Annotated in this window: 13 protein-coding genes and 2 pseudogenes; 12 read left to right on the top strand and 3 right to left on the bottom strand. The window is 37.3% G+C overall.

Annotation, left to right across the window (positions count from 1 at the left end; all coding sequences use genetic code 11):
* Positions 1 to 109: 109 nt before the first annotated feature.
* From pulA to IOC57_RS12205, 5 genes and pseudogenes are all read left to right on the top strand, one after another.
* Positions 110 to 1,996, top strand: a pseudogene (gene pulA / locus IOC57_RS12225) (type I pullulanase); the annotation flags it as partial.
* Positions 1,997 to 2,341: 345 nt separating this feature from the next.
* Complete coding sequence (locus tag IOC57_RS12220) at positions 2,342 to 2,479, top strand: hypothetical protein (protein ID WP_207438982.1); 138 nt, start codon at positions 2,342 to 2,344, stop codon at positions 2,477 to 2,479.
* A 766-nt stretch (positions 2,480 to 3,245) separates the two neighbouring features.
* On the top strand, positions 3,246 to 4,733 hold the full coding sequence (locus IOC57_RS12215; protein WP_309487699.1) for a spore germination protein: 1,488 nt from the start codon (positions 3,246 to 3,248) through the stop codon (positions 4,731 to 4,733).
* Between the two features lie 32 nt (positions 4,734 to 4,765).
* The gene (locus IOC57_RS12210) at positions 4,766 to 5,956 is read left to right on the top strand and encodes a Ger(x)C family spore germination protein (RefSeq protein ID WP_207438981.1); all 1,191 of its coding nucleotides are present in this window, start codon (positions 4,766 to 4,768) and stop codon (positions 5,954 to 5,956) included.
* Between the two features lie 19 nt (positions 5,957 to 5,975).
* Positions 5,976 to 7,079, top strand: coding sequence for a GerAB/ArcD/ProY family transporter (locus IOC57_RS12205; RefSeq protein ID WP_207438980.1), 1,104 nt, complete (start codon positions 5,976 to 5,978; stop codon positions 7,077 to 7,079).
* On the opposite strand, the gene IOC57_RS26745 is transcribed toward IOC57_RS12205, so the two are convergent.
* A complete protein-coding gene (locus IOC57_RS26745; RefSeq protein ID WP_483862050.1) occupies positions 7,074 to 7,292 on the bottom strand; it encodes a YczF family membrane protein in 219 nt (72 codons plus the stop codon). The two genes, IOC57_RS12205 and IOC57_RS26745, sit on opposite strands and share 6 nt — an antisense overlap.
* A 198-nt stretch (positions 7,293 to 7,490) precedes the next feature.
* Here IOC57_RS26745 and IOC57_RS12200 point away from each other — a divergent pair, with 198 nt between their 5' ends.
* The 3 genes from IOC57_RS12200 to IOC57_RS12190 all read left to right on the top strand — a co-directional run bounded on the left by IOC57_RS12200 (position 7,491) and on the right by IOC57_RS12190 (position 10,186).
* Positions 7,491 to 7,994 carry a PCYCGC motif-containing (lipo)protein gene (locus IOC57_RS12200; RefSeq protein WP_207438979.1) on the top strand — a complete coding sequence of 168 codons (504 nt, stop codon included), beginning with the start codon at positions 7,491 to 7,493 and terminating at the stop codon, positions 7,992 to 7,994.
* A 176-nt stretch (positions 7,995 to 8,170) separates the two neighbouring features.
* A complete protein-coding gene (gene uvsE / locus IOC57_RS12195; RefSeq protein ID WP_207438978.1) occupies positions 8,171 to 9,142 on the top strand; it encodes a UV DNA damage repair endonuclease UvsE in 972 nt (323 codons plus the stop codon).
* Positions 9,143 to 9,613: 471 nt separating this feature from the next.
* Entirely contained in the window at positions 9,614 to 10,186 is a 573-nt protein-coding gene (locus tag IOC57_RS12190) for a site-specific integrase (RefSeq protein WP_286184790.1), read from the top strand.
* Positions 10,187 to 10,599: 413 nt separating this feature from the next.
* Here IOC57_RS12190 and IOC57_RS12185 read toward each other — a convergent pair whose 3' ends face one another.
* A complete protein-coding gene (locus IOC57_RS12185) occupies positions 10,600 to 11,310 on the bottom strand; it encodes a Dph6-related ATP pyrophosphatase (RefSeq protein ID WP_207438977.1) in 711 nt (236 codons plus the stop codon).
* Positions 11,311 to 12,140: 830 nt separating this feature from the next.
* Here IOC57_RS12185 and IOC57_RS12180 point away from each other — a divergent pair.
* From IOC57_RS12180 to glaH, 4 genes are all read left to right on the top strand, one after another.
* Complete coding sequence (locus IOC57_RS12180; RefSeq protein WP_207438976.1) at positions 12,141 to 12,815, top strand: GntR family transcriptional regulator; 675 nt, start codon at positions 12,141 to 12,143, stop codon at positions 12,813 to 12,815.
* A 14-nt stretch (positions 12,816 to 12,829) separates the two neighbouring features.
* Positions 12,830 to 14,047 carry an L-2-hydroxyglutarate oxidase gene (gene lhgO, locus IOC57_RS12175; RefSeq protein ID WP_207438975.1) on the top strand — a complete coding sequence of 406 codons (1,218 nt, stop codon included), beginning with the start codon at positions 12,830 to 12,832 and terminating at the stop codon, positions 14,045 to 14,047.
* Positions 14,048 to 14,077: 30 nt separating this feature from the next.
* Positions 14,078 to 14,419 (top strand): DUF3870 domain-containing protein, encoded by a 342-nt coding sequence (locus IOC57_RS12170; RefSeq protein ID WP_207438974.1) that lies wholly within the window; start codon positions 14,078 to 14,080, stop codon positions 14,417 to 14,419.
* 327 nt (positions 14,420 to 14,746) lie between these two features.
* Positions 14,747 to 15,685, top strand: coding sequence for a glutarate dioxygenase GlaH (glaH, locus tag IOC57_RS12165; protein WP_207438973.1), 939 nt, complete (start codon positions 14,747 to 14,749; stop codon positions 15,683 to 15,685).
* Between the two features lie 1,019 nt (positions 15,686 to 16,704).
* Here glaH and IOC57_RS12160 read toward each other — a convergent pair.
* Positions 16,705 to 16,921, bottom strand: a pseudogene (locus IOC57_RS12160) (transposase); the annotation flags it as partial.
* Positions 16,922 to 17,166 lie beyond the last annotated feature (245 nt).

Here is a 17,166-nt window from a genome sequence, read left to right as displayed (position 1 = left end):
TAAAGATTCACTTTCTTATTTTGAAGAGGAAAATAAAAATAATCGAAAACCTATGGATAATGAAACAGAAAATCAGTCGGAATCCCTACCGATTGCAAATATTAATCCAATAAACCCGTCAGAATTGGACGAACTATATTTCTATGAAGGCAAAGATTTAGGAAATTCCTATCTCAAAGATAAAACGTCATTTCGGTTATGGGCACCACTTGCAGCTGAAGCAAAGCTGGTTACTTATAATAATTGGGAGGATACCGATGGAATGGAGATTCAGATGGTTCGTTCGGAAAGGGGGACCTGGACCATTGAGCTGAGCGGAGATCAGGATGGATTGATTTATACATATAAAGTGAGAGTGGGAGAAACCTGGAATGAAGCTGTCGATCCTTATGTACGTGCAGTTACTGTTAATGGTCATAAAGGAGTTGTGATAGATTTATCTGATACGAACCCTGAAAGGTGGACACGGGATAAACCACCTCTAGAAAAAGCTGAAGACATAATCATTTATGAATTGCATACACGGGATTTGTCGATTCATCCTGAGAGCGGAATCCATCATAAAGGCAAATTCTTAGGAGTAATTGAAGCCGGAACCAAAGGTCCAGAAGGAACGAAAACAGGTCTTGATCATATTAAAGATCTAGGTGTTACCCATGTTCAGTTTATTCCGATATTCGATTTTGCTACAGTTAATGAAATGAAATTGAATGAACCGCAATATAACTGGGGATATGATCCACAGAATTATAACGCTCCCGAAGGCTCTTATTCGACTGATCCGTATCAACCAAAACTCAGGATCCGGGAGTTAAAGGAAATGATTCAAGGTTTACATGATCACGGTTTACGAGTAATCATGGATGTTGTATATAATCACGTTTATTCAGTGGGGGACTCAAACTTCCATAAACTCGTTCCCACTTACTTTTTTCGCTATAACGCTGACGGCACCTTATCCAATGGAACTGGTGTAGGAAATGATACGGCATCTGAACGTAAAATGATGCGAAAATTCATCGTTGAATCCGTAACCTATTGGGCGAAGGAATTTAACCTTGATGGTTTCCGTTTCGATTTAATGGGGATTCATGATGTGGAAACGATGAATGAAGTGAAAAAGGAACTGGCAGAAATTGATTCTACCCTCCTTGTTTTGGGCGAAGGCTGGGATATGAATACCCCCCTGGCCCAAGAACGGAAAGCAAATCAAAAGAATGCTTGTAAAATGCCTGGAATCGCTCACTTTAATGATGCGATCCGTGATGGTTTAAAAGGGTTTGTAATGAATGAACATGATAAAGGATTCGTGAATGGCAAACCAGGAATGGAAGAAATTATAAAAAAAAGCATCACTGGTGGTTTGAAATATGATGATGATATCGCAACATATCAAAGACCAGATCAAGTGATCAATTATGTTGAAGCACATGATAATTATACTTTATGGGATAAGCTACTCATCACTAATCCAGATGCGACGGAACAAGTACGGAAACAAATGCATAAATTAGCTTCGGCCGTTGTCTTACTGTCACAGGGAATTCCAATGATACATGCTGGTCAAGAGTTCATGCGTACGAAGGATGGGGATGAAAATAGCTATCAATCTTCCGATTGGATAAACCGGTTGGATTGGAAAAGGAGAGCGGCATTAGATCGCGAAGTGGAGTATATGAAAGGACTAATTTCACTCAGGAAAAATCATTCTGTTTTTAGGTTAAGCACACCCGAAGAAATTGAGGAGCATTTACATTTCATTGATGCTCCGCCGAATGCGGTTGCATTCACTTTAAAACATCATTATGATACTGAAATTGCAGTGATTCATAACGCAAATTGGAACACGATAGCCATTTCTCTTCCCCACGAAGGTGATTGGTCCGTTTTAGTGGATGGCCAGCGGGCGGGCCTGGACGAAATAGAAAGGATTAAAGGGAGTCAGATAACCGTTTCCCCTTTAAGTTCGTTTGTATTGAAAGCAATCTCTAATTAATGAACTAAAGTTGAAGTGAGTGAATTCTATGTCTCACTTCGACTTTAGTTCATTTTCTGATATGAAATTGGCCGAATGTAATATTCCATTTATTTACTTTAGGGAGTGGAAGGAAAATTGCACGAGTGGGATAAATTGTAAAATGGTTGATTTTATCGTTTTTTAAGAGGGGAGCGATTATTTTGCCAGAGAAAGTGCGTATAAAAATCAATGGTGTTGAGACCAATCTGGAACGTAATCAAACAATATTACAAATCAGAAGCTGGTAGTGGCGGACATCAGAAAGCATGAAATGGCTGAACGTTCCTACCTCTTCTGGGATCGGATATCATATGGCTATAGGCCGTGACTAAATATATCTTCGACAAAGATTGGGCAGATAAAGACTTCATCAAAAATCGTGTAGATGGGATGGAGGAATACACCAAGGCTTTAGAACCTTACATAATGGAATATGCGGAAAAATTAACAGGCGTAAGCTAAAGAAGATTTAATTACGCTTGCAGAAGCCATTCATGAAGCGGGGAGCGTTGCATCGCTTTGGGCCATGGGCGTAACACAGCATGGCGTAGGAAGCGATACATGCACTGTAATTTCCCATTTATTGCTTTTAACAGGCAACTACGGTATACCTGGCCAGGTTTTGAAAAAGTAATGGACGAAAAGGTACGAGTGAAATATGAAAACATCTGGGGTTACAAAATACCAGTAACTCCTGCAAGCCATGACTTTTCTGATGGCCTTCCTTAAAGGAATCGGAGAAGATACAAGCGATTTAGAAAGAACAACCAATTACCTGAGAATCAGTATTTGCATAAAACGAATGAAACAGCTGACATAGAATGGCCGATCTCCAGAAGATCATACGGATCAAACTTCCCCAGTAAAAGCGGAAGTGAAAAAAACGAAACACAACTGGTTTTGGATGGGAGCAGGAGTTTCGCCCGCAACCATTCCGCTAACTTTATTGAAAGCAAGAAATAAAGTAACTTGCACGTTCATATTCGGAATATTGAGCTAAACCCTGTAACCAAGAAGTTGAATTATGAACGATATATTTTAAAGCTGATGATTCCCCCTAATAGGAAATCATCGGCTTTTTTCGGTGGAAATTGTGGTAATGAAAATTATTATCAATATTTTTTCTCAATAGCCTTTTATTACATATATTTAAAGTAGATGCAAATAATAAAATCAATCATTTGTGAAACGAACAAACACACACACTTAATCAAAAAGAGGCGGAAAAGTGAGAATAGGACGTTCTCTTAAAAGGGCGAAAGAACAACCTACAACCAATGGCACCTTATCCTGCGAGGTGAATGAAAATGTAATGAAATTAATGAACGAGCTCGGGCACAGTTCAGATTTGTCTGTCCGAATGATTGAATCTCCACACCAAAAATCGGTACAAGCAGCCGTAATCCACCTTGACGGCCTGGCTGATTCTAACATCATTAATGAAAACATTGTAGACCCATTAATACAATGGTTTAAAGAAAATATCCAAATATCTACAGAGTTAGAAGAACTGGCTAGTCGTATATTAACGGTATCTCAATTAAGCGTTAAAGAAAGTTGGCAGGAATTCATATCAGCGGTTTTGGCAGGGGATACGGTCGTATTGTTGAATGGCAGTACAAAAGCATTTATCGCCAGTACGAAAAGTCAGCCATCCCGGGCAATAACTGAACCGACAAGCCAAACAGTCATAAGAGGACCAAAAGATAGTTTTACTGAGAATTTAAGAACCAATACATCACTAATTCGTGCTAGGATTCAAAATCCTGATGTGCGTTTAGAGAGCTTGAAAGTCGGAAGCATCACTCAAACGGATATTGGAATCATGTTCATTCAGGGGATAGCGGATGAGAGTATTGTGAAGGAAGTCAAAGAACGAGTAGAGGGCATTGATATTGATGGGGTGCTTGAATCGAATTACATTGAAGAATTAATCCGAGATGATTCAGCGACCATTTTTCCCCTTCTTATGAATACTGAACGTCCTGATGCGGTAGTTGGGAATTTATTAGAAGGTCGAATTGCCATCATTATTCAAGGAACTCCTTTTGTTTTAATCGTGCCAGCGGTGTTTTCTCAATTTTTTCAATCTCCTGAGGACTATTACCAAAATCAATATATCGGCTCCTTTTTAAGGCTATTAAGATTTGGAGCCTTTTTTCTATCGATGTATGCGTCCTCTATTTATTTGGCACTGGTTACTCATCACCAGGGGCTTATCCCTACAACTTTAATCGTCAGTCTGATGGCTCAAAGGGAAAATATTCCTTTCCCGGCGATTGTCGAAATATTTGTAATGGAAATGGCCTTTGAGATTTTGCGTGAGGCAGGTATTCGGATGCCAAGAGCGATCGGGCCGGCTGTATCAATTGTAGGAGCACTCATTTTAGGACAGGCAGCTGTTGAAGCGGGATTTGTGGGAGCAGCAGTGGTCATCATTGTAGCCATTTCTGCAATCTGCAGTTTTACACTGCCGAATACCAGTCTTGTCAATGTGACACGTGGAATTCGATTTATGTTGATTTTAATTTCAGCATTCATAGGCTTATACGGCATATTGCTTTTCACTTTATGTATCTGGCTTCATATGAGCAGCCTAAGGTCTATTGGTGTACCATACTTTGCACCATTTGCTCCATTTCGTTTCAAGGAGCAAAAAGATGGTTTTTTTCGTTTCCCTCTGCCATCACTTTTGAAAAAATCATCAAGGAAATAAAAAACGCGGTTTAATACGATTGGGGGCGAAAAATGAAAATTAATATCTCACTATTTTGGATCGCAGCTATTTGCTTATTGATATCAGGATGTTCAAATTATCGGGAATTAAATAATCTCGGAATGATAATTGCCATGGGAATTGACCAAAATGATGATCCAAAACAACCGTATCAAATAACATATCAAGTTATAAACCCCAGCGGCCTATCACAGACCAGTACCACTGGAGGTCAGAGTCTCTCTGTCATCAACTATACAATAACAGGAAGAACACTTGTTGAAACTCTTGGAAAGGCATCCTCTGTTATCCCTAGAGAAAATAATTCCACACATCTTTCGCTCATTATTATTGGTGAAGAGTTAGCAAGAAAAGAACTGGATTTAATATTTGATGGTATAGATAGAGGAAAGCATGAGCGGGGAAGCATCCCAGTCTTTATTGCACGAGGGAAGTCTGCTAAGGATGTACTCGGGATAATCGAGCCTCTTGAGATTAATCCAGGTAAAAATATTATCAGCACTACACAAAATAATCAAAAAATGTATGGGGCAACCAGTGTGGTGCTAGCATATGAAATCATTTCCTCGCTTTTGAGTGAAGGTAAGGATGTGTCACTTCCAGGAATCAGTATAAATAATGAATCCAAGAAGGGGTTGCTTACAGGAAATTTAGAGACGACGAATCCGACTACCATTAAGGTAAAAGGATTGGCCATTTTTAGAAAAGGGAGATTGGTAAGATGGTTGGATGGAGAAACAGCCCGGGCTGCTCAATTCGTTACATCGAAAGTGAAGAGGACCCCAGTTGTGATACCTTGTGAAGGAGGCAATGTGACCATCAATACAATTCGCGTAAAAAGTAAAATGGAAACAAAAATCCATCATGAAAAACCTATCATTCATACTAATGTCCGTGTGATGGGAGAATTGTCGGAAACATCATGTGAACTTAAATTAAGCGATCCCAAAGTATTAAAAAAGTTAGAAAAAAAAATGGAAAATGAATTAAAGAAGCAAATAAAAAAGACAATTGGCATTACGCAAAAAGAAAAGTCAGACATCTTCGGATTTGGAGATGCATTGTCCCGGACGAACCCGGATTATTGGCGTCAGAATAAAAAAATTTGGTATGATTTATATTCGGAAGCGTTGATTTCTATGAAGGTTAAAGTCGAGTTAATTAATTCCGGAATGCGAATGGAACCTTATGAGCCGAAATAAAAGAAGTGGAGAGCATGCTATGCCTAAAATAAAAATTGACGGATTTCAATTATTTTGCATGATGGTCATTTTTATGTTTGGCAGTAATATACTGCTGGATATAGGGAAAGGCGCCAAGCAGGATGTCTGGATTGTGACTCTCTTATCAATGCTTTTCGGCTGTTTATTGTATTTTGTGTATATTTCATTATATAAGAAATACCCTGACTTACCGATGACCGGCTATATTCGTGAAATTTGGGGTAAATATATCGGAGGAATATTCAGTTTTTGCTATGTTATCTATTTTGTATATCTTGCGTCTAGAGTGTTAAGGGATTTTGAAGAATTATTAATTAGCTCCTCTTATAATCGGACATCCATAATAACACTTGGGGTATGCATGATACTTGTATTAATTTATGGAGTTCACCTAGGTGTGGAAGCTTTTGCACGGGTGGCATGCTTATGCTTTGGAATTATTATCTTGACTCTTTTTATCCTGAATATTATGTACATTTTAGGAGGGTATATAAAGCTGGAGAACCTTCAGCCTGTTTTAGGCAACGGATGGGCATCAGTATGGAAAGAGTTGATTCCTACTGGGATAACCGTACCTTTTGGAGAATTGATTACTTTTACGATGATCCTTCCCTATTTGAATAAGAAGAGTCATGCAATAAAGGCAGGCCTATCAGCGATTATATTAGGCGGAATCTATTTAACCATTAATTCGATCATTCTTTTATGCGTCCTAGGTCCTGATGCTGTGATACGATCGACCTTTCCAGCCCTTACAGCAATCAGTTATATTAATATTGCTGATTTCATTGAAAGGATGGATACCCTCATTCTAATTCTCATGGTCATTTTAGGCTTCATTAAAATTTCCGTCTTTTTCTTTTGTGCCATTATCGGAGCAACCGACCTATTTCATATCAAACCCTCTCCAGTATTCATTTATATGGTTGGCGGTGTTATTTTCATATCTTCGCTCATGATTGCACCTAGTTATCAGGCTCATATTGATGAGGGGCTAAAAGTCGTCCCGTACCTTTTGCACTTACCTTTGCTCATTGGAATCCCCATCCTATTATTACTGACTGCATATATACAACAAAAAATGAAACCAGCAGTTTCATGAAGAGGGAGGCTGCCGGTTTTTTATGGCTGAGAATATGGTCAAACATATAAAGATTATAGTGAACAACAAGAGCAGAAAGTGATCTTCCCCACGAGCTACTATCAAATATTGTTTGATACAATTGATGGAATGCAATATATCAAAGCCCTGTAGGTTGTCAAGGAGTAAAATAAGAAAATACGTACCTAACAAAATGAATAAAGATGGTAGCATTCTCACGATAATATCACCTCATTCTTTTCTCTTAAAGTGTGGTTAATGCTCTAAAAATATGCATGAAGTCGTATTTAAGTAAGTGGTCTGGATACTTGATACTTGTCATTTTCAATCCTCATTATGATGAACCTTATGCTTGTAGAATTTCCTTCCCCGACATAAAATGGGAGTATGAAATGATAAAGGAGTGTATAAATGAAGTTTAAATTAATGATTATCACTTTGGGTATCTGTTCTTCATTAGTACTTTCAGGTTGTTCAAGTGAAGAGGAAAGTGTTGTTCAAAATGAAAGCAGTCATGAAGGACATTCAGAACATACAGTATCCGGAGATCTTCAGGAGGAGACCAGCAGTAAGGAAATAGCACCGGATTTCTTAGCCGAAAAACCAGAAGATATGAAGACAATCTATTTAGCAGTTGCTCAAAATAAAGATTTACTAGAAAAAATACCTTGTTATTGCGGTTGCGGGGAGTCAGCTAACCATAAAAACAATTACGACTGTTTCATCCATGAAAATAAAAAAAATGGTGAAGTGGTTTGGGATGACCACGGGACGAGATGTGGAGTTTGCTTAGAAATAGCTGCACAATCGATATTGGACTTGAATAATGGTATGAGCATCAAAGATATCCGGAATAAAGTCGATGAAAAATATAAAAGTGGATATGCCAAACCAACACCAACCCCTGAAGTGTAAGGGGGAAAAAGAAATGAAATTCTAGCGTGAGATAAGTAGGAAAATGGCTTTTGCTGATATTCATTCGGTAAATGCCATTTTTGAATTTCTTGGAGTAAAGGATTCTTTCAATATATAATATTAGTTAGAATGGGGAATGCTTCCAATAAACATTAAACCATTAAGGAGCTACCACTTTGACATTAATCCGCCTTGGTTATGTAGCCATGAGTAATCATGTGCCGAACTGTTCACCATCCCAAACCATGACTTTTGCTCAGTTTTCGAAAATTAAGGACAGAGATGCTGCGATAAGGAAGCTTGAACGCATTTCAATTTCCAATCTTCATAATTGTTGGCGTTTACTGATCCATAACGAAGCAAATGATATTCAGTTCTTTAGGCTTTCTTCTAAACTTATCCCTTTAGCCAATCATCCAGAAATTCCAGAATGGGATTACATAGAACCTATTTCAGAAGAACTTGCTAAATTAAAAACATTCATTACAGATCACCCCAAAATAAGGATAGACTTTCACCCAGATCATTTCGTCATCTTGAATAGTTCAAATATTGATATATTGAAGACATCATTAAAAACATTAAGGATGCATTATACTTTATTGAAAAGAATGGGAGTGGATCTTGAGCATCGCTGTGTACTGCATGTTGGCGGAGGTTATAACGACCGTGTACAGGCTCTGGAGCAGTTTATCCATAATTGGGGTTTGATTCCTGAATCGATTCAAAGAATGATCATTCTTGAGAATGATGATACTACCTTTACTTTGTCGGAAACCCTTTATTTATGTGAGAAGATGGGAATTCCAATAGTTTTTGATTATCACCATTACCTCGCACATCAGTTACCTGGGGAAAATTGGATAAATCATTGGGACCGAATATTGAATACTTGGAGGAATTCCAAACTCCCCCCTAAAATGCATATTTCAAGTCCAAGGTCCGATAAAGAATTTCGAGCACATGCTGATTTTGTGAATACAGGAATGTTCATGGAGTTTTTGCAACAAATAAAGGGAAGTTTACCACAATTGGATTGCATGATTGAAGCTAAAGAAAAGGATGGAGCACTTTTCCAGTTAATGGATGAACTGAAAAGTTACAAAGAAATAGAAATCATTGATGATGCCAGTTTTTATATTCATTAATCAATCGGTAGGATTTGATAAAGGGGGTATGCATAAATTTCTCTTTATCAAATATATTTAGTTTACATAATATAATTATTGATAACTAACTGAATAATTAATAAAAAGAAAGGGAAATCATTATTAATATCGATAGGATGATTTACATTGTTCTACAAAATCTAAAAAAAGCAAAAAAACGGCCTTCATATTTGGGTTTTAACGCTATTGTTTAAAATGCATTGAGTCTTTATTCCTGATTGTATTAAAATCGCTCTAGAAGGCTATATAAGCGGTTAATGGAGGTTAATAGTTTTTTGAAGTTTCCTGAATGATATTACTAGAATATTCCGAATGTAACAAAGGACTCCTATTGATACATTCGAAAACGCGTTAAATCAAGGTTTATAAGCGTATGAAAATTTATAAAACTTGCCTTTTTTTCACCTGTTCACGTACAATGAAAGAAGTGGAAAGGGGAATGGGCCATTCATGCAATCAACCGCTCAAAGAATAAAAAATGTCCAGCCGATACGTAGGTTGGATCACATAGAAAAGATGAAAAAGTCACTATTAAAATATTGCAGCTACAGGGATTATATGATGTTTTCAATTGGGATAAACATCGGATTACGTATAGGTGATCTATTACAATTGAAAGTGAAAGATATTCTTGAGGGTACGCATATAGTCATTGTGGAGCAAAAAACTGATAAAATTAAGCGGTTCCTTGTCAATCCTCAACTTCGTAAGGAAGTAAAGAAATATGTCAGGAAATCGAACCTGAAAAATGAACAGTATTTATTTCCAAGTCGAAAGGGTAATGGTCCAATCACTAGGGTACAGGCCTATCGGATCCTGAACAAAGCAGCTGAAATGGCTGACATTCCGGATGTCGGTACACACACCCTTCGAAAAACCTTCGGCTATTTGCATTACCAAAAATTCAAGGATATAGCTTTACTGCAACAAATCCTTAATCATTCCAATCCAAAAGATACGATGATTTACATAGGACTCACACAGGATTTAATGGATGAAACTCTAATGGATTTCTATTATTAACTGAATAGGGCGAAGTGCGATACCTGTATTACTCGGTATTTTTTTTGATATCTAAGCCCTTAAATAGGCTATCATTCCAGAGCAAACATTAATTTGATAGATATGAATGGGATACGTCTTATATTAGGAAAATCGACCTCTGAGAGTTTTGAAAATTATAAGAGTTGGGTTAGAGTCTTATCTCAACTTAATGATTTATCAGAAAAAGACTGTTATTCCACTCTTTGAACAAATCATGTAACAAACGTTATCAGAAATGAATGGAGGCCTCAAAATTAGGTTACTATAATAACATTATGTTAACTTGTATTAAGAATGTATCCTACCATCAAATGAACAGCCCCCAATTACTAAGGAAATGTAATAATTGGGGGTAGTACAATCTTGCAAGGAAAATGGATAATTAGTTTCAGTTAAAATGTATCCCTATCCGCCGTCTGATTTAGCTCCAAAGGTAAAAAAGCATATTTTCCGTCCTTGACAATCTCACATTTACGAACAGGAATCGGTTGTTTAAAAATAGGCCCGTCTATTACTGTGGTATGAAACTCTCCACCTTCCCCGCATGGGTCAATGCCGCGAACTTCAAGTTCGTGCACGTATTCATGGGTTAACCTTCGTCCTAAATCATCCTCTCGCATTCCCAATGATAAATTAACGGTTACAATGATCGTTACAAATCCTAGATTCATGAACTCTTCAACAGCTTCACGATGGTTCATTTCCCATAAAGGCATCCCAAGCTTCAATCCAGCATTCTTCGTAACTTTATCATGCCAACAGCCGTGGTCAGGCATATCCAAATCACCAGTTACTAACACTTCAGCCCCTTGATCTTTAGCATTTCCTAAAAGGCCCATAAATACTTTTTCATAATCAGTCCAACTGGCAGCTGCAGTATAAACAGGCAAACCTATAGATTTGGCTTGGGCATCTATGAGGTCCGGAGGCATTCCATGCGATCTGGAACGTTTTCCTTCTTCCTCCAACATGACGATCAGTCCTACCGCCTCTCCAATCTTCATTGCTTTATATAGGGCTAAGACACTATCCTTTCCCCCACTAAAAGAAGCTATGAATTTATGCCCGCGAGCACTATTTTTCCACCCGATTACTTCTTTCATCCATATTTTCTCCTTTTTCTAATGACTTTTTGATAATTTCATATTTTACATATAACATATCATAACTATATTTGTTTGATTTTATCACGGTTGGCACTTTTAGATAAGATATTATATGTATTTCCGCTTTCCATCAGGATAATACTTTTCAAAATCCGGACTATAGTTTCTATTCAATTTTTCCCTTCTTCCAACCTCCATAACCTTTTCCAAGTTTCTCCTATGGAATATTCATCTTTTAAGCATTCAAATACCGCGTATTCTTGATCTGGAAATGACAAATTTTTCATTCGATACAGGGGTTTCGGTGGCTACCGCTAAAGTATAATCTCCACGATAGTTACTCTCTTGCTGATGGTATAACCTATATATCATTTCAATATTAAGATCATTTGCTTTGCCTCAAAGTAATCCGATTTTCTCTAAAAGCTCCTTATCGGAGAAATTATTAGTTCTTATTGCGCTAATCATGCAGACGTCTTTACTCATTAACTAGCAACCCTTAATTTGTATAATTTTGTATATTGTAACCATGATATCATTCATATTCAAAAAGAAGACCAGAATCTTTTGGTGCAAGTGTGATTTTTGGGAGATGTCTTTAGTCCTTGATTTGGAATTTGTGGATTGAACAAAAGAAAGTTGTTTAAATAGTTAAATATTAAATGGGTGGTCCCAATTATCATCAGATATGAATTAGATATTCACCAAATACATTGTATCCAGTATTTTATTAATTGGATACAATGTATTTGATTTTCAGTATTGTAATCGCTTTATATAGCTGATATAGTTAAAATTGTATCCAATATCGAAAGGTGGACGCTGAATTGGATAATACACATTCAAAAAGAGATAAATCAACAATCGTTAAAAATGTAACTAAAAGCCTTAGGAAAGCGATTTTAAATGGGACGTTGAAAAAGGGGGAGCGACTCATCCAAGAGGAGTGGGCGGACCGCCTAGAAGTAAGCAGAATGCCCATTCGTGAAGCCCTTACACAGCTTCAAATGGAGGGATTGGTGGAAATGGTTCCTCATAAAGGAGCAATCGTCACACCGATTACCAGGGATGATATTGAAGAAATTTATCATACCAGATCTCTGCTAGAAGGTCTTGCAGTAGAAAAATCGCTTCCTTATTTAACAAAGGAGGATAAAGAAAAATTAAAGGGTATTTTGATTGAAATGGAAGGAATTCAGTTATCCGATGAAACGAATGAGCATTATATCCTTTTGAATTCGGCTTTTCATGAAACCCTCCGAAAAGGGTGCCCATGGCCAAGGGTTCAAAAAATGGTAGAAACGCTGGGGATCTCACCCATAGCGCCAAATTTGCTGATTGATTATTACCCAGAAACGCAAAGGGAACACCGAATGATTTATGAAGCGGCACTAAGAGGGGATCCTGCAGAACTAAGGGCAGCAGTAGAATTTCACATCTTACGGACGAAGAATAATTTAATTACCTATATGGAGTTACTGAATACTAAAAATCATCAATAAAAGGAGTGTTAATTGTGTATGATTTCGCAATTGTTGGTGGGGGTATAGTAGGATTATCGACGGGAATGGCACTTTATCAGCGTTTTCCTAATGCTAAAGTGGCAGTCATTGAAAAAGAGGCTGTTGTTGCAGATCATCAAACGGGGCACAACAGCGGTGTCATCCATTCAGGAATTTATTATAAACCAGGCAGTTTCAAGGCACGGTTTGCCCGTCAAGGAAGCAAATCAATGACGGAATTCTGCCGTATGCATGGAATTGAACATGATATTTGCGGAAAGGTAATTGTTGCAACAAAACCAGAAGAATTGCCCCTTCTAGACGATTTATATTTACGCGGTTTGCAAAATGAACTAGCTATACAAAGGATCGGTGTGGATGAATTAAACGAAATTGAACCACATGTTAAAGGACTTGGTGCAATTCGCGTCCCGCAAGCCGGCATCGTCAATTATCGTCAGGTAAGTGAAAAGATGGCGGATATCATCCGAGACAACGGCGGTGAAATCAAGCTGAATACAAAGGTGGAGAAGATTGACGAGAATTTAGATGAAGTCATCATCGACACGACCAACGGAACAATTAAGGCAAGGGTGGTCATTAATTGCGCAGGATTGCATAGTGACCGTATCGCAGCAGCTGCGGGTTATAAAACTGATATGAAGATTGTCCCGTTTCGCGGTGAGTATTTTAAATTGAAGCCTGAAAAACGCTTCCTAGTCAATCATTTAATTTATCCGGTACCTAACCCGAAATTTCCATTTCTGGGGGTTCATTTTACACGGATGATTAGCGGGGAAGTAGATGCCGGTCCAAACGCTGTACTAAGTTTCAAACGGGAAGGTTATAAGAAAACCGATTTCAATGCGAAAGATTTAACTGAAGTTTTAAGGTATAAAGGTTTTTGGAAGCTGGCTAGTAAATTCATGAAGGAAGGAATGGATGAATATGTCCGTTCTTTTAGTAAAAAGCAATTTACGAAAAGCCTGCAGGAGTTAATTCCGGAAATTCAAGAAGATGATTTAATCCCTGCACCAGCGGGAGTCCGGGCCCAGGCGTTACAGGATGATGGTAATATGGTGGATGATTTTCATATTATAATGGGGAAACGGACCATCCATGTATGTAATGCACCGTCGCCTGCAGCAACAGCATCAATTGAAATTGGAAAAGAGGTTGTTAACCGCATTCCGGAACAATCACACTTATTGGAAGCTGCATTGTCAAAATAAAATTCGTTTTAAGAGAGGGGAAGAAGTCTTATGTTCAATGGTAAAACAATTTTCATTGCAGGTCATGCACGTCTACCTCAAGGGATGGCAGCGAAAAGTGTCTTTGAGACATTGACCATCACTGCAGAGGTCGATGCTAAATATGGGGTTGTCCTGGAAGCTTCTTGTACATTGGCAACAGAGCATGGCCGGGAATTCATTGGGCGTTTATTAAAAGGGATCAGTTTAAATGATGGTGTTGACGATGCGATAGAATCGATTCAATCTTATTACCGTGGGAAAGCAGCTAATGCATTGATTGCAGCCTTCAAGGACCTGGATCTCCATTTTCAGCAAATTAAAGCTGGGGAAAAAACGAAACTACCAAGTTAGTAATATGATTTTCAGAATAATTTGTAAAAAATGTTGACAATTTTACTAAAAAACGTTTTAATGTAATTAAGCCAATATTATGACATTAACACCTTTTGGAAAATACCTTTTCAGAAACGTGTAAAGATCTTAATGATTGGAAACAGGAAAGATAAATCATACATAAACTGCATATTCGCTGTGACTCTATTTGCATAGAGCAGTGAAGTGAATATAAGCCAGTTGTACAGTTGGATTCCTATTTTATTTGGGAATCATGTGCGACTGGCTTTTTATATTTCCCGTTAACTTTCTCAACTATATTACAAATAACAGGAGGAATTATTCATGAGCATTGCAGAAAAAAAGAGAGCTAAATTTGAAAGGAAAACAGAAAAATACGAGGTGAAAGTACACCCTCAATCCAGCCGTTTATATCATATTGAAATTTCAAAAGAGGCAATTGCCGCTTTTTTAGAAACTGTATCGAAGGATAATCAGTCTGTTCAACATTTGGAATATACACCATATGCACGAATCATCATTGCTTCATATCTATTGGATCAAGTGGGGGAAGACTTTGGTGAAGTGCTTCGGAACATCGTTCATGATCGGGAATCCGGCGGCTTCACCCTCGGTTTGGAGGGTGTCACGGAAAATACAGATGAATATGTCATTTTTGCGACAGCCATTTCATACTTGCTGGGAACTCCAAACCATGATGCCATGTCAGGAAAATATTATGCCCGCTTTAGTGTTCAAGACACGGATAGCAGTGATTCATATTTGCGTCAGGCCTATCGTTTATTTACACTTCATACAGACGGAACCTTTGTTGATGAACCAACGGACTGGTTACTAATGATGAAGATGGTCGAACAAAATGCACGAGGTGGCGAATCACGCTTATTGCACTTAGACGATTGGAAAGAGCTTGATACGTATGTAAATCATCCATTATCCAGCCAAAAATTCACGTATAAGGCTCCAAAAAGCAAGAACATTGATCAGGAAATTGAAAGATTGACTTTCTTCAATCATAATAACAAACCTGGTATATGTTTTATCGATCAATTTGTTTATCCTGAATCAATCGAACAAGCCAAATACTTACGAGATTTATCCAGTTCTTTAGAAAACGATGAAAGCGTACTTGAACTGGAACTGCCTGTTGGAGATCTAGTTGTTGTCAACAATATATTTTGGCTTCACGGCCGCGCTGCATTTGAAAAAGATCCGAAACTTAACCGTGAATTACTTCGCCAGCGCGGAAGATTCAATCAATAGTTTTACTTTGTAAACCCAATAGTTTTTTTCATCCCCAAATACCATTTTTAAGATAAATTGATTTCCATCCATTGGTTGGAAATCAATTTATCTTTTTTTGAAAGGTTCAGTTAAAGATCAAAGCCGCTAAATGGAAGTGAAAAAGAGGACCTTAAATATGGGGCCTCTACTTGTAATCTTGAACCAACGCTACCAGTGGATAAAGATTATGCTATATTCTTTTTAATCTTTATGCTTCATCATTCAAACCTAATTTAATCGGTTCATTAATGACCAATTCTTTTAACTTTATATCATCATCTGAAAAAAAGTAAGTTAATCGAGCATCTCCTATGAAAGCCCATTTACTTTCAGTAGTTGTTGAATTGAAAAGTAATTCATGTCGTCCAAGTTAAACTCCATATCTTTTTCAAGTTCGTATATGTAATGTTTATGATTCATACTGTCTAAAAATGCTATTCGTAGACCATCAAGAGACGAAAACATTGTTTGTTTCTCCCTTTCTGTCTTTCCTTCTTTTTCTACATAATTCCCTCTCCTTAAATTAAAGTTAGCTTTTTCAAGTACTTTTCCAGTTTTGTAGGAACAATGAGAAAAAATTTGGTTGGAAAACATTTGATGAAGAATTCTATTATTCTTCTATTAGTGTTAAAAGTAAAATTAACTATTTACTAGTGATATTTTTGAGTTTATAATAAGAACAAATGTTCTTTATTGTAGTAGGAGGCATTAACATGGATGAACTAAAGGAATTTTTAGAATCACTTACTATTGAAGAATTAAAAGTTATTTATGAAGAAGTAAGCGGACCTGGTATTAATAAATAGATGAAAAAAATCTGAAATAGAAGAGTCTTATTTATTTCATTCCATTGAATACGATAAAGTAACTGAACTATTAACAAGTATATATGTTTTTGATATGGTTATTTGTGGACTCAACAATTTCCTATAGAGAAAAACCATATAGTAACAACGATATTTGATGCGTATGTAAATATTGTTCAATGATAAACTTGGAAAATCGTAGCCTAAGAACCAGCGGTAAGCCATATTTGTTTCTATTTCTTCAATCGTTTTACGCATGGAACGAATACCGGAGGTTTATTGGGATGAATGTCAGTTTAACTAAAATAACGGGATCAATACTTGGGCGTCCTACCTCTGAATCCATCTCTTTCACTATGTCATAAATGAAAGAGAAGTCCATGGCAGCCTCCATTTTGCGAACCAAATGCTTCATGGCTCCAGTTGATCTCGCTGAATAGAATCATTGTAGAAAGCATCCTCATCCCCTTCAGTTTTAATACGTTTATTTTAAAGCAAAAAAGACTCTAGGCAAAAGGGCTCTATCTAAAAGGTAAAACAAAGTTGATTGGAGCGGGTGTTCGAGACTCCTGCGGGAAAAGCGCGTGCCGAATGAAAATCAACGTCCAAATTGTACAAGCCATAAAAAAATGTAGACAAACTCGATTTTCTTTG

The organism is Bacillus sp. SD075 (assembly GCF_017355165.1).
GTDB lineage: Bacteria > Bacillota > Bacilli > Bacillales > DSM-1321 > Peribacillus.
This window is presented reverse-complemented; position numbering and strand designations above follow the sequence as displayed.

Excerpts from the sequence above, each read along its gene's own strand:
- IOC57_RS12210 (WP_207438981.1), top strand. The coding sequence starts at position 4,766 with ATGAAAATTAATATCTCACTATTTTGGATCGCAGCTATTTGCTTATTG.
- IOC57_RS12205 (WP_207438980.1), top strand. The coding sequence starts at position 5,976 with ATGCCTAAAATAAAAATTGACGGATTTCAATTATTTTGCATGATGGTC.
- IOC57_RS12170 (WP_207438974.1), top strand. The coding sequence starts at position 14,078 with ATGTTCAATGGTAAAACAATTTTCATTGCAGGTCATGCACGTCTACCT.
- IOC57_RS12185 (WP_207438977.1), bottom strand. The coding sequence starts at position 11,310 with ATGAAAGAAGTAATCGGGTGGAAAAATAGTGCTCGCGGGCATAAATTC.
- IOC57_RS12190 (WP_286184790.1), top strand. The coding sequence starts at position 9,614 with ATGCAATCAACCGCTCAAAGAATAAAAAATGTCCAGCCGATACGTAGG.
- IOC57_RS26745 (WP_483862050.1), bottom strand. The coding sequence starts at position 7,292 with ATGCTACCATCTTTATTCATTTTGTTAGGTACGTATTTTCTTATTTTA.
- glaH (WP_207438973.1), top strand. The coding sequence starts at position 14,747 with ATGAGCATTGCAGAAAAAAAGAGAGCTAAATTTGAAAGGAAAACAGAA.
- IOC57_RS12200 (WP_207438979.1), top strand. The coding sequence starts at position 7,491 with ATGAAGTTTAAATTAATGATTATCACTTTGGGTATCTGTTCTTCATTA.